The organism is Yoonia sp. D2-7, assembly GCF_055809435.1.
On the sequence record NZ_CM147912.1, the window covers coordinates 1098952 to 1112912 of the forward strand.

13 protein-coding genes are annotated in these 13961 nt (G+C 52.0%); 4 read left to right on the forward strand and 9 right to left on the reverse strand.

The features are described 5' to 3' along the window. Positions 1–20: 20 nt before the first annotated feature. The 5 genes from AC0L7R_RS05350 to AC0L7R_RS05370 all read right to left on the reverse strand — a co-directional run bounded on the left by AC0L7R_RS05350 (position 21) and on the right by AC0L7R_RS05370 (position 7485). On the reverse strand, positions 21–614 hold the full coding sequence (locus AC0L7R_RS05350; RefSeq protein WP_473659364.1) for a GDSL-type esterase/lipase family protein: 594 nt from the start codon (positions 612–614) through the stop codon (positions 21–23). 330 nt (positions 615–944) lie between these two features. Beyond that, entirely contained in the window at positions 945–3128 is a 2184-nt protein-coding gene (locus AC0L7R_RS05355) for a response regulator (protein WP_473659366.1), read from the reverse strand. 47 nt (positions 3129–3175) lie between these two features. Continuing rightward, complete coding sequence (locus AC0L7R_RS05360) at positions 3176–4024, reverse strand: PhnD/SsuA/transferrin family substrate-binding protein (RefSeq protein WP_473659368.1); 849 nt, start codon at positions 4022–4024, stop codon at positions 3176–3178. Positions 4025–4184: 160 nt separating this feature from the next. After that, the gene (locus tag AC0L7R_RS05365) at positions 4185–5747 is read right to left on the reverse strand and encodes a Hint domain-containing protein (RefSeq protein ID WP_473659370.1); all 1563 of its coding nucleotides are present in this window, start codon (positions 5745–5747) and stop codon (positions 4185–4187) included. 715 nt (positions 5748–6462) lie between these two features. Continuing rightward, entirely contained in the window at positions 6463–7485 is a 1023-nt protein-coding gene (locus tag AC0L7R_RS05370) for a hypothetical protein (protein ID WP_473659372.1), read from the reverse strand. A 318-nt stretch (positions 7486–7803) separates the two neighbouring features. Here AC0L7R_RS05370 and AC0L7R_RS05375 point away from each other — a divergent pair, with 318 nt between their 5' ends. The 4 genes from AC0L7R_RS05375 to AC0L7R_RS05390 are packed head-to-tail and all read left to right on the forward strand — an operon-like array spanning position 7804 to position 9620. Then, positions 7804–7938, forward strand: a complete 135-nt coding sequence (locus tag AC0L7R_RS05375; RefSeq protein WP_473659374.1) for a hypothetical protein — start codon at positions 7804–7806, stop codon at positions 7936–7938. Continuing rightward, complete coding sequence (locus AC0L7R_RS05380) at positions 7931–8116, forward strand: hypothetical protein (protein ID WP_473659376.1); 186 nt, start codon at positions 7931–7933, stop codon at positions 8114–8116. Before AC0L7R_RS05375 ends, AC0L7R_RS05380 begins: the two co-directional genes overlap by 8 nt. Positions 8117–8169: 53 nt before the next feature. Beyond that, positions 8170–9444: a DUF6538 domain-containing protein gene (locus AC0L7R_RS05385; RefSeq protein WP_473659378.1), complete on the forward strand. Its 1275-nt coding sequence runs from the start codon at positions 8170–8172 to the stop codon at positions 9442–9444. Between the two features lie 2 nt (positions 9445–9446). Then, positions 9447–9620, forward strand: a complete 174-nt coding sequence (locus AC0L7R_RS05390; protein ID WP_473659380.1) for a hypothetical protein — start codon at positions 9447–9449, stop codon at positions 9618–9620. 283 nt (positions 9621–9903) lie between these two features. Here AC0L7R_RS05390 and AC0L7R_RS05395 read toward each other — a convergent pair whose 3' ends face one another. From AC0L7R_RS05395 to AC0L7R_RS05410, 4 genes are all read right to left on the reverse strand, one after another. Further along, positions 9904–10218 (reverse strand): hypothetical protein, encoded by a 315-nt coding sequence (locus tag AC0L7R_RS05395; RefSeq protein ID WP_348420565.1) that lies wholly within the window; start codon positions 10216–10218, stop codon positions 9904–9906. Then, a complete protein-coding gene (locus tag AC0L7R_RS05400) occupies positions 10215–12098 on the reverse strand; it encodes a hypothetical protein (RefSeq protein WP_473659382.1) in 1884 nt (627 codons plus the stop codon). Before AC0L7R_RS05400 ends, AC0L7R_RS05395 begins: the two co-directional genes overlap by 4 nt. Then, entirely contained in the window at positions 12088–13173 is a 1086-nt protein-coding gene (locus AC0L7R_RS05405; RefSeq protein WP_473659384.1) for a DUF4123 domain-containing protein, read from the reverse strand. Before AC0L7R_RS05405 ends, AC0L7R_RS05400 begins: the two co-directional genes overlap by 11 nt. Positions 13174–13720: 547 nt before the next feature. Beyond that, positions 13721–13891, reverse strand: coding sequence for an HNH endonuclease (locus tag AC0L7R_RS05410; RefSeq protein WP_473660362.1), 171 nt, complete (start codon positions 13889–13891; stop codon positions 13721–13723). Positions 13892–13961: the final 70 nt, after the last annotated feature.

A 13961-nucleotide genomic window follows, 5' to 3' on the forward strand; every position in this document is an offset into this window, starting at 1 on the left:
TGATGCAATGATTGCTGCCGTCATGCGCCGTCGCTTCTGATCAACGCAGCAATCCGCCGGCCAATTGCTGTACTGGCTTTCGCAGAGGGGTGGATCATATCTTGAGTGTGAAATGTACGATCCCCGTTTGGCACGAGATCTTCCAGCGATAAAAAGTAGAACCCCGGGTCAGAGGCCGCCATGTTCCGTATGCGCCGTTCAAGTTCAGCACCTTCATCACGGCAGTGATCAATCGGGGTTTCGACGCCCGGTGTCCGCAAATAACCGACATAAATCACGCGCATACCGCTCCGTCTGAGATTGTTCACAACACGCGGGATTTCACCATGCGGCCCGTAAGGCGCGATCAACCGCGCCATCGTTGCTTCACAGCGGTTGCATCCACATCCCAACCAAAGGTCATTGCCGCCGCCGTTTAGAACGACCCAATCCCAAGGGCCGGATTGATATTGCTTTGACACATTCAGCCCCAACCCACCGGTGATTGGTAAGTCATATAGAAATCGTGCACCGCGAACGGAACGATCAATGACTTCTTCACCAAGTGCGGCCTCGATCACCTGTGCGACTGATTGGCCCGACAATGAATTGGTCGCAAGCAGTGAATCTCCCATAGCCAAAATGCGCGATTTAGAATTGCGCGTGACGGTTTCTGTGCACGCCACCAATGTGATAAATAAAATGCCGAACAAAAATATAGGACGCTTCATTGGAAATCTCCGATATGGAAAAAGAGGCACTAAAACGACTAACTCAAACGAACGCCAAGTTTCCTGATGCTTAATGTGATCAGGAAACGTGTAATGTACATAATCCTAGCCCTTACGCTAATGCCCGCCAGTGCGTTCTTGCAAGTAATTGAAACGAAAAGCATGAGGTTAAAGGAATGCCTGTTTGGAATCTGAAATCTGTCGGTGTTGTCTGCACTGCGCGACGGCTTGAATTTACGGTATGGAATCGACCAAAGTCTTGATTTTTGCCCGCGTTAGCGGTTTCGAAATGAAGCTGTCCATACCGGCATCATAACACTGTTGCGCGTCATCTTCGGTCGCACTTGCGCTTAAGCCGACAATGTTAATTTCGTCTGGCTTTTCTACGCTCGCCCGTATGAGACTTGTGGCCTCTAGCCCGTCCATCGTTGGCATTTGAATATCCATCAAGACGAGGTCGAACTGTTCTTGCATCACAGTATCAACCGCCTCTTGGCCATTGTTCACAACGACACACTGATGGCCAAACGTTTTCAGAATCGCGGCTGCAACTTCCTGATTGATGGTGTTGTCGTCGGCGATCAGGATATGGAGCTGTCGATGATCAGAGGTACTGTCAGGCGATTGCGTCTGCCTTGTTCGCTGACGCTGATCAGGCTTTTTGTGATGCGTCTCAAAGCAATCAAGCAAATCGTGACTATGGATCGGTTTGATCAGCCATTTGTTGTGCTCGACCGACTTAGCAGCGCTTTTGTCTTGGTCTGACTGGGCGGACAACACGATCTTTTCGATAGCGGCAAACGGTCCCTTCGTCAGTTCATCCATCCACAACGCAAGAACGTCATGACCACCGACAGGGGTGTTTAGGACGATGTAGTTTAGCTGGCGCGCCTCAAGCGAACACTGCGCGTGCAGCTCTTGAACGCTACTGAAAGTGCAAAGATCATGGCCGAATTCGGATAACGTCCGCCCGATCAATTCCCCTTCGGTGCTGTTCGCTCCTGCGTCAATCAAAGCGATGGATTTTGGTGCAAGGGTCTTTATCGGACGCACTTCATCGACGTCGCTGACATGGACGATAGGGATTGTGAACCAAAACGTGCTGCCGACACCGACCTGACTGTTCACGCCGATCTCACCGCCCATTTGGTCGATCAACATGTGACTGATGGAAAGGCCAAGACCGCTGCCGCCAAATTTTTTGGTAGCGCCGGTTTCGACCTGTGTGAACCGATCGAAAATATTCACCAAATCTTCGGCGGAAATACCAATCCCGGAATCGGTAATTTCGACATGTAACTGCTCTGTGCCGTCTGCGCGGGTCAATTGCTCCGCCGTAATACCAATCCCGCCCATTTCGGTGAATTTCGATGCATTCCCAGCAAGGTTGAGAATAACTTGACGAAGGCGTTCACCATCTCCCAACAACTTACCGGTTAGGGCAGGGTCAATATAGCTTTGGATCGAAATGTTCCGCTTTAACGTGCTTGGGCCCAAGATATCGCAGACGTTCTCGATCAGATCGGTCAGAACGTAGGGTTCTGATCGCAAAGACATACGACCAGCATCCAAGCGGGAAAAGTCCAGGATATCATCAATGATTGACTTAAGTGCTGATCCGGAAATCTCGATTGTATCGGTCAATCGCTTTTGATTTTCATCTAGATCAGTTGCGGACAACAGCTCAACCACCGGAATAACACCGTTCAAAGGCGTCCGAATTTCGTGCGACATCGTGGCTAGGAACTGGGATTTTGCAATCGTCGCGTCCTGTGCCTTCTGCATTGCACATTTCAGTTCAATTTCGTTGGCATGAATATTTTCCCGCATTTTTCGAAAGTCAGATGAAAGAGCCCCAACTTCGTCTTTGCCTTCAGGTGGCAACACAGCGGCATAATTGCCATCGGAAAGCTCACGTGACGCATCTGCCAGAATTTTCAGCCGGCGGATCACAAGGCTTTCGATCAGCATCCAGATCGTCAACATCGTGAACAAGAAAAGTGTCAGGCCAATAAGCCCGATGTTCCGCACCTCTGTCGTCAAGATTTCCAGATCAGACGAAAAGTCCACGGTCAAATGAAGTTCGCCAATCTCCTTGTCCTGCAACATGATGGCCTTTGAAGAAGACCAAAACTGATCACTTTCGGGTGCGCTAGTAACGTCGATTGGAAAAATCTGACGACCATTGGATTCGTGTAACGTGATGTCGATCCAATTTTCGTTGTTTTTCAAAAGCGCGTTAAGGGTTTCATGGATTGCGGCAAATTGGTTGTTTAGTACAAATGGTTTTAAGCTGTCAGCGATAACGTCTAATTGGCGGTCAACTTCACGCGATAAGGCCGCGACGCTCAAAGCATTCAAACGCGGCACCCAAACCTTTGCAAATATCAGCCCTGACGCCACTCCAACTAAAAACATGGACCCTAAAATTGTGGCCCGTAGATTCAGCCGAAACTTTTTTGGCATTAATCTTCCCTCACGAGCACCACATAATCGTTCAAATTCAAATCGCGCAGCGGTTCAAAGTCAATCTCTGTTGCAACCGCAATTTGCCGGATCGGAATCTGAGCAAGTAGCGATTGACCTTCTTCACTTTCACCCAGCTTCAAAAAAGCGGCACGTACTGCCTCTTGCACGTCGAGCGGAACACGCGGATGAGCAACAACAGGATGCGGGGCAACTTCTTGTGTACGGTGCAGTATTCTCAGCTTATCCTTAATTTCGTCTTCCTGCCGGTTAAATGTGCCCATAACACCGGACGCCGCGTCTGTTTCATGTAAAATGGCGTTCAAATAGGCAGATGTATGCGTCGCGACGAAACTCGCCTCAAAGTCGATGTCGTACACAATGTCCAACTCCGACCGCATTAACAGCGATGCGCCAAGCGCATTCGGGGCAGGGAATGCGATTGCTTTCCCATTCAAATCTTCGACCGACTGGATCGGACTATCAACAGGGACAGTCAGAATACCAAAAAGCCGACGACCAGCGTCATTGACCAGCGGCGTGTAGCCTTGGGAATCCATTGCCATGATGGAATGGAACGGATTCATGTAGGCAAAATCATAGCCACCACTGGTGAAGCCCGCTTCAAATTCAGGGATACTCGGCGCTCCGACCATTTCAAAGTTATGGCCTGTCTCTGCTGACAATTCTTCTAGGATTGGTGCCCAGATCATGTTCAGCCGCAATGCCTCAAATTGAGGAACGACGCCGAATGTATACGTTTCTTGGGCGGTCGCGTTCGATACCGCGAACGTGCCAAGGAAAGCAGCCAAGCCGAGGCTTTGGAGTAATTTCGTAAATTTTAACATTTTGCGTCACCATTCAATTCGAACTACGTGCCGATCAGGGATAACGTAGAATTTGAGGTAATTCGTATTTATTTAGGGTATATCACACTCTCTTTCGTATAGGCATCACGCCAATCGAATATGGATCAGGAATGCAGGTACTCGGGGCTTCTTCTTTGAATCAAGCGCTTAGGAGTGTCAGCGCTTCATGGGCTCGCAAGTCCATACGCGCAGTGCTCCCGTATCCTTTAATTGCATCTAAGCATGGAAAGAAGCGGTGAAGTTCTTCTGCAGTTTCTGGATCAAAGCCCGCCATACCAACGGCGCCAGGATGGAAACTCTCGCTTTCTAACCCGTTCACAGTGACGATCTCATGCTGATCAAAGAGCAGATGCACATAGGTCACCGAAGCGTCATCAACCCGCCGACAGATGGTTGAGTCATTCACGAGATGTTTCGCTTTTACAAAGACTTCCAGACTGCCAAACAGCAGTTCTGCAAAGCCATCACGAACCAAAACCCGATGATTGGGGGAAACTTCGATCTCCTCGTGGTTTCCAAGTGCCCCTTTCCGGAACCGAATTGGGGCGTCTTTGCCTTTGGCCAACCGCGTCGTCGACCCGATCCATCGCAGAACTTGTGGACCATTGTCGGAGGTCAGTACTTCGTCACCAACTTCCAACTGCTCGATCTTGACAGGCCCAGAGGGCGTATCAATCAGCGATCCCGCCACAAAACATGCGACAGAGGTTGTGGCGGTGATGTATCCAACGTCAGTGTTGCCTGCTGAGTCAGCAATTGTGTACGAAAAGCTGTCGCTGCCGAGTGCGCCGTCGCTCTCCAAAGTGAGCGTACCGTTGGCATTCAAGGTAATAGTTTCGCCGGTGGCCAGCACGATGCTCCCGCCCGGTACGATTGGCTGGCCATTGATTTCGGTAATCGTAAGAGAAGGATCTCCGGATTCGTCATTTGCCAGCGCATCTATCGTACCTGAATTAGTCCCAAACAATTCAATAGTATCGTCATTCGCGATCAGGCTGGTCTGCAACGAATCCGCTACAATGAGCAAATTACTGTCATAGACGCCGTCGCCACCGTCTGCGATCCCAATACGGATGGTGTTTTCTTCGTCCGGATTGACTGGTGCTTTGAGGGAAAGCGTGATCGTCAAACCGTCCATTTCGGTATTCGCAACTGGCGTGACGCCAGTGTTGTCCAAGAACAGGTTCGACGTCATGGTATCGTTGATCTCATCGATCGAAATGTTGCCATCTGTAATCGACAATTCCGCCTTAACGCCGTTGACCCAGATCCCGACAGCGTCATTGACGCCAGAGTTGACGTACTCCAGATATTCCTCAGACGAGAAGACTATCTGCATCGTCAAAACATCCCCATCTGGGATAAACGTGCTTTCGAGAATTGCAGCGTCAAAAGTGGTGATACCAGAAATTGAGGTCAGCCCTGCATCTCCTGGCAAGGCGTGGTCGGTACTGGTCGATGGCGATACGTTCTCAGCGCCGGTGCTGTTTGTTATGTCGGTCGCCAAACCAGTCGACAGAATGACGCCGCTGTCTGATGGAGTAAGAACTGGCGCGGTCACGTCACCACCGGTGTAAATTCCCGACGCTGTGTTCGCCCCAGTGTATGTCGCCGAAACGACCGTGACACCTGATCCAAACATCGTGTCAGCCATCTCAAGCGCAGTTGCGGTGGTATCAATATTCAATTCTGAAGCTGCCAATGTCTTTTCCTCGTTAATACTCGAGTTACCATGTTGCCCTAGCCAACACGTCGTTTCGAGCAATGGGAGGAATAGTGCGAGCACGCATTCGAGAGAGCGGGGCCCAAATGAAGGGCCCGGCTATCCTTACGGATATCCAGTGTGAAAGTAGACTAGGCCCGTTCGGTCGTGCGCCATCGCCTGTGCATGAACCTCGACCACCTGAACGACGGAACGCGGGCGGACAACAAGCGAGACGACTGGGACCACTGGGCGAACGGGACCGACCATCAACTGCTCTAGGACGGTGGCAGAGGCCCGCCCGCACGGGTATGCGAGACACCCGCGACACCCGTGGGGCACTTTTCGGGGCATTCTGGACGGCAGAGTGCCTTGCCTTGTCTTATTTTAATGCAGGGAAGGTGTTGGCTGGGGTGGTAGGAGACCTTGTGGGTCAATGAATTGAATCGGAAAACGACACTGGGCCGACCGACTGGGGCAGTTATTGGGGCATTTTGATCAACAGTTACCCAGTTACCACTTGATCGTTCTGCACGCTGGGTTCGCTGCACTTGTCGCCACACTGATTACCGCCTCGCTCTGGGGCATCAGCTACTGCTATATTGCAAACGCAGCTAACGGCAGGAGTAAGCCCATTGTGTGAGCTCTGGTTTATGTGTTGTGTGCGATCGCAGCATAAATACTGCTGCGTCTTCTAGGGTTAGGCATCAATAGACTAACTCAACAATTTAATAATCGTATCGCTCGAGATTGCTTGCAGCGCACCCGGTGGTCTATCTGCAAATCGGTTCCAGAGGTCGAAGTCGAGATTCACGTTATCGCGCTTGAGATACTCAGTGATGTCCCCACGGTTGCGTGAGTGGTGCATCTGTGCGCCAATTTTCGCAGCAGCCTTTGCAGAATGACTGTGAAAAGCCCCGTATTGTGGCTGCTTGGCTTGGCTTTGCTCTATCGATTCCTTCTGTTTTGCCAACCCTGATTTTGATCCATCAAAAGCCCAATTGCTTAAAAAATGGCAGTGCGTTGGCACAGTCGGGACACCGTTCCACATGAACGTCAATTTGCCAGTTTTATTTCCTTCACCAAACGGAACTGTATGCCCTGATCCAATGGAGAAATACTTGAATAGATTCATAGCTTCGATATCAGTATCACCATGATAGGCTTTCTTATCAAAGACTTGCGAATAATAGACCTCACGCCCTTCAAACGTAAGATGGCCCCCAAATCGTTTAATCCCCCAACGGATGACGCGTGATATTTCAACTGTAATTGTCGTATCATTAATACGGGGGCCGCCTTTGGCCCAAGCGTCCCATCCTTCAATAATCGTATTGTATGACAGCATATAAGTGTCACGACCTGACTGCGTATGAAGATAATCGCCCTTAAACTTCAATGCCCTATGAACGAAATCACCAATATGGGGATCTCTGAGTTGGTAAAGGTTATTGTTGGCTTGACCGTAATACATGTCCATCATTTGGGTATTGCTACCCGCTAAATAGGTCGTGCCGCGCACCCCCGTATCGAACAGGTTTAGCTCGCGTGCAAGGATTTGCTCCTCGCCTTTGAACCTGCTCTTTCGTGAGAACATAGTCTTAGCAGCTTTCACTACAGCGCTGCCCTTGCCCATGGTCCCGTATACAAACTTGTATCTACGGAAAGCACTCCGAAGTGCGAATTCCCCCACCTCCTGTGCACAACTTTCAAGCCATTGATTGTCTTGTACGGTCATTGATCTCTGCTCCTAGTGGGAAAATAATATCTAGAAGCGAAATAAGCACAGACGCATCATTATGATTTTTCAGTGGGTTATCACGGCTCCGCAATTTTAGCAAATTTTGCGCAACACCGTGTCTCAAGGTGATCTTTGTTTGAAAATGACTGGGGGAACGCAAGAAGTGCTGCTATCAGAAAGTTCTTTGATTAATATTTCATTATAAAATCACACAATTAAACTGGAGCGACCTAGCGCTCGCCAGCTTAGGACCGTCCCCCCAACCAAACCGAGGAAATCCATGCATCTAAAATAGAAGCAATATGGAGATTACTCATGTTTTACTCACTACTGGTTTGGATGTTTTCCAAGCCCAAGGGCCGCGTGTCGAAGCCCGGCCCGCTACTCGAAGGCGTCTACCTTGCAATCATGATCCTCATGCTGGCGCTGCTGAATCGCTGCCATGCTTGAGGGGTTGAAGGACGGATCAATCGTTCTGCTACACCCGCTGGACGATATCCCTGAACACCGCTTTGAGGTCTGGGAGACCTTCGAGGACTGTGTCTCAGGTTACTCATTGGATGGCCCGCTAGAGGGCGTCTACGGCGAACCCGGCCACGAGCTGATCAAGGCCGTGCTGAGCTACTAGCCCCACCCACAATTCACACAAGTTAACCGAGGTTCGCCTCGGAAGGAGACCCTATGTCTATTCGCATTAAGTACGCCTACCAGACGGGCCAAGTCTGGATGTACCGTCGCAACTACCCGCAAGACGTCCGTCAACTGCTGGGCACGCAGGCGCTGAAGCAATCGCTGAAGACCGCTGACCCTAGGGTGGCCCGTCAGCGTGTGTCTGAGGTCGACGCACACTACGACCGCATCGTGACCACCACCCGCACCGGAGGGCCTCAGAGCGGGGCACTGGAGGCTTACTCGTGGGTGGCACAATCACAGAGCAGCCTGTCCCGCCTACAGTCCTCTCTGGACGCTATCGACCAACCTAACTTCAACATTCGGGCGGGGACTGCGGCTCCAGAGGTCGCCACCCTGGTTCAGACTTACCTTGGCCAAAGATCAAACGAACTGCGCCCCGGTGGGTTCAAGAGTGTTCGGTACTCGTTAGGACTGTTCAACAGCCGCTACGGGTCGATGAGGATCAACCAGCTAGGACGGGAGGAAGGGCGAGAGTTCCTGAGCCTGTTGCCCGGGTTGTCGATACTGGTTGGCAAGGACGAGGACTCGGCTGGGCGGTCCCTGGACTGGCTGTTGGAATTTTCGCGGCACCGTCCCAAGATAGCAGCTCGTACACAGAAGCGTATCTGGTCCCAGGTGAACCACTTCCTGAACTGGGTGGTCTACGAGGGAGACTTGCAACAGAACCCCTTCGCGACTGTCCGGTTTGACCGCAAGGTGGTGCAGGCCCCTTACGCTGTGCCCACTGATCCTGAGGTGGCTCGGTTGTTGCGCTCTCGTCCCAGGGACATCGACGCTGTGCTGCAGCTCTGTCTGCTGACAGGAATGCGGTCGGGGGAAGCTGTAGGGCTGTTGCGCCACGAGATCGTCACCAAGGGAAACCTAGGGGCGTTCGTCAGGGTCCAGCCCAACGCTGTGCGGCAGTTGAAGACCGCTGCGAGCCAGCGTGAGGTGCCATTGCATTCTCGGTTAGTGGAAGTGTTGGATCGGTTGCCCTCAGAGGGGCGGTTGTTTCCTGGCCTGAACGTGAACCTCGTGACCAAGCGGTTTGCGGAGGCACGGCGCAACACGGGGCTGGAGCGTCCTGGGCTGGTGTTCCACTCAACCCGTAAGTGGTTCATCACCCAGTGTGAGCGCACCGGTGTCCCTGAGCATTGGACAGCGAGTTTGGTTGGTCACCAATCGGCGCGATCCGAGAACCAGTTGACCTACTCGATCTACTCGGCTGGGATCTCGGACGAACAGAAGCGGTCCATCGTGGATCAAATTAGGCTACCGGTGTGAGAGTGGCCCCTGACATTGCTGAGTTTGAGGAAAGGGCTGCACTGTGCGAGTTCGAAAGCGAAGCAACACGGGCAGAGGCTGAGGACCTCGCAGCGCAACAGCAGGGTTGGACCGATGCTGAACACTACTGGGGCTGGCTTGCGGACTACGTGTCGCGTCGGTCATTCCCCGGTTAACCCCCTCCCGGTGGCTACGGCTGCCGGGGGGGAACCACATTGATATTTTTTGCGTGCAGCGAATGGCCGGAATGAGCCCATTTCGACCGATGCTGCGCTTTATGCAAATGTCCGTTGTTCCGGAATTGGCCAGAATCCTATCAAAATCAACCGGGGTTTTGCGAAGGGTTGATGGTGAGAAGATTTCCTTAGGTTTTAGATTTCTTGTCTGAATCACCAAAAAGGCCTTGAACGACACATGAACTCCGGCGATTGAATTTTTCAACAACGTAAAAATCGAGTATCACTGGTCAGTAACCAAGTCCTCTACAATTCGGTCAAACCGTTCCTCCCAATAATTTTTTCCGTAGAGGCCTCGCTGTTTGAGAGCCCGGTGCCATTTCAAGGTGTCGTCGCCGAAATCTTCCATCAGTAGGGATCGAAGCAATTGGCGCGCCTCCTTTTGTTTCGAAACAACTTCGTGCTCTGTAAGCTCGCTTACAAACCATCTCTGATTAATTTGATGTCCACATAGCTGCACTATCAGCTTCTGTGCCTCGGATAGCTTCATAGATTGAAGCGTTTCTTCCAATTTCTTTGGGTTGCCACGCATGCTCACTGCATTTCCCTGTACATGTCCACATATGGGTTCTCTCCCACAGGTGGCCATTCGTTATTACGCAAATAGTATTCGTAGGCGGATCTATGATACTGGTAGTAAGCCTCAGTCTCGCGCAGATCCGCTGGATCGATCTTCTGTCCGTTCGCTTGCATGGATCTGATCACACGTGATTGAGCCGCTCCTTCCACGATAAACTCTTCGCGAATATATGGCACGGAAAGCTGTATATGTTCAAAGTGTCGGGCCGTGAATTCTCCCGGTGGTAAATCCGACCCTCGCCGAAGGAGTGTGTAAATCTTTGCATGTAATAGCTCATGTCCAGCGGTGATGAGTTTACCGGCTTGGCCAAGTTCGTTCATTTGCTGCCCTGATAGAGCGAGTATGCGCACACCTCTTTCCACGATGAAATAGCTTGATCCAGAGCTCACGTAAATCACCCTATCTACGTATCTACTAAAGTCGGCTATCCCAAGGTGAGAAGCTGCTTCTTCTAGCAGCTTTTCTGCGTCTGTCGTTCCACCAACCCGCCGAGCACTGGCATAACCTGAATGAGCACGGCGCATATTAACAGCGACCTCTTGCGAGTTGCGGGCTGTATTCATCCGCAACCTTAGCCGAGGAAGGCTTTCCCAGTGTGGCGCTACAACGCGACCGACACCCTGAATGTTCATCGCAACCCTGCCCGAAGGCAGTGGAGCATAGCTAACGGTTAGTTGGCCAAAGCGGGCATTTCTGACACCTACGATAGCTTGGCGCGCGGTGGCGAGAGCTCGAGCCGGAGCTTCGGCGATAAAATCAAGATTGCGCCCGACCATCCCGGCTCGATTAGCCTGCGCGATGTCTCCTGCATAGCCTAGGACACCCGCGCCGCCCAAGCTGAGACCCAGCATGGCGAAGGACCAATAGCGGTTGAAGGACGCCTGATCGTTTTCGTCCAAAACGCCAAATTCGTTCATCATGGCAAACGCGCCGTCGCCCAGCCAACCAGTGCCATGCGAGGCTTCGTTTGGCGTGCGCCACATATCGATGCCTTGCGTAATGGCTTCGAACCCTGCGATGGACAACGCGCCGCCTGCAACTGTGCCCCAGCCAAGTGTGCCGACGGTCAGAACCACCCCGCCAATCACCTCGGCAGCCCCAAACACGATATTCAACGCGCCCCATGCAATACGGGAGCTGAAGCTATCGGAGAACTCTTCATCGCGACTGGCACCTGGAATACCTGAGCGTACCATCCAGTCGCCCATAACTGCATTCAACCAGTCCGCGCCTTCCTCATTTGTGGCAGCTCGATTGATCAGATCTTCGTCGTCACCAAGAAAGTAATTGTTAACGTCGATGTTTCGGTTGATCCGCGTACTCAGATAAATCCGCCCCGGCGCAAAATGCCAGTGGCGCATAGAATTAAGCCTACGCCGCGCCTGCGCGAGAGTATTGCGCATATCATTGAGGAGCGGACGATTGCTGTCTCCGTCGCGGATTGTCTGCCGCCGAACCATAGCGCTGTAGTCATCAATCCAACGCTCCAACTCGGTCTCAGCGGCGGTTGGATCCTCTTCAAATGTGACCCGGTAACCTTGTGTTTCGATGAGCGCATTCAACAATTGGGCACGTTCGGGGTATTTGCGCGCGAAGCAGTCCATTAATCCTTCGCGCGTCAGCAAGGCGCCGTCATAAATAACCGGGAAAACCTCGTCTGTCAGAGGATGGCTGTCGACGCTCGCCAACCCAAGATCAGCTTGGGTATCGGCGTCCGAACCGACAAACATCGCATCCATCGCGGTGTTGCCAATTTGCTGAGGGATGAACACGCCCTCACCGGGGCAGGATGCCCCGTTTGCGCAATCGTCGTTTGGCAGATAAAACTCAGGTTCCATGGCCACCGTAATTTCTGATCTTGGGGCCGAATAAGGTTCTCATCTCACGGGCAATAACTACGAATCTGTCATTTGGATCAGCATCTGTGCGTTGGATCTGATCTTTTATCACTTGCGTTCGTGTTTCAAAATCGGCGTTCAGCGCAAGAGCCCAATAGATAAAGCTGCCAAGGTGATATCTGCTTTTGAAGCCAAAACTGTGATACTTTTGGGCGATCTGTATGGCGATGTTCTTTGCCTTATGAAGCTGAGGCGCGCTGGCGTTCAGGCCCTGTCCCTCAAAGTAGCTTTCAACGAATCGATGCGCATGCCCCCTCAGAGCCAAAAACCGCAAGACTGGCATATCGATATCAGTGCGTGCCTCAGTGTTATGGCCAGTAATTTGCGACACTGTGCATATTTGCGCTCTGTCCCGCACCGCACTGACATAGGCGCGAACCAAAGAAAGCGATGGGTTCAGTGGGTCAAAACCAAAAAGAAAACGCAGATCACCTCCCTCACGGTCGTTTGCGTAGCGGATGTAATCGATCAGGCAGTCTGTCTCCCAGAACCGGAAATAGAACCATTTCCCGGCCTCATCCTGAACGCGGGTGAACTTTCGAAGATGTCGCCACAATTGATCAAGCGTCCCAAGCGAACGCAAATACAGGCCCGGCTCAGAGTCCCAAAGGTGCCAAGGCGCGTTAGAGCGCGTGAACAGGTTGCGTGAGAAGCTGTTTCCTTCCTCAAGACGCACCAACCATGGAGCCACATCCTTCAGTTCGTCATAGGCCGCGCCCGTAAATAGGCATCTGTGTTGTAGCCCCGAAGTCTCCAGAAATTCAGACAGGGCTGGCACCTTTGCCGCATCTAAAAGCGCAAACGTTTCAGTCCCCATCAAAGCATCATGCGCGTCCGATGGCCCAAGCAAATAATGACACAGGGGATCAGGCACGGTCTTGTAGCTACTTACCCCAAATTGATCATCAAGTGGCACAATGTTAGGCACAGTCTCTATCGTTACCTGAACATTCTGCTGCTGACTTGGCGCAGCGGCCCGCTGTGTCCAGTAACCGTCTATATCACTCGTAGCCAAGGCCAGTTATCCACCTAAGACTAGGACCGCATCATGCCTAAGATATTGAAAATTCCCTTATCCGGCAAGAGGGGTAATGGCTTGCCTCTCGGTGCCCTCAAAATCCCATCCAATCTTTCCTAAGAGCGGCAAACCTTCAGCGGCACAAAAAGTAAAAACTCATACGTTTGTGTCAATGGAATAAATCACCGCTCGCAGCCTCCACAAAAAACAGTTTTGTCGATGCTGGATTTGACGAGAACAGCCATTGGCGCAGCCGCAGCGAAAGCGTACTAAGTCCCGCACAGCAGACACTAGTTCAACTGGATAGCCTCGACAGTAGTTGGCTCGGACGAAAATGCCCCAAAAACTGCCCCAGTCGGTCGGCCCAGTGTCGTTTTCCGAGTCAATTCATTGACCCGCAAGGTCTCCTACCACCCCAGCCAACACCTTCCCTGCAGTAGAATAAGAGACAACGAGGCACTCTGTCGTCCAGAATGCCCCGAAAAGTGCCCCACGGGTTCAACGGGTGCCTGTCACACGACGCGGGCGGGCCTCTGCCACCGTCCTAGAGCAGTTGATGGTCAGTCCCGTTCGCCCAGTAGTCCCAGTCGTCTCGCTTGTTGTCCGCCCGCGTCCCCTCAGTCAGGTGGTCGGGGTTCATGCACAAGCGATTGTGGCAGCGATGGCGCACGACCACATCCTCGCTCACAACTGCCCGATTCAGCACGCAATACACCAGTCTGTAGGCGGCAACCCGGAACAGGCTCAAAACCCCTTATTTATATGGCAATTATCGCATTTCAGTC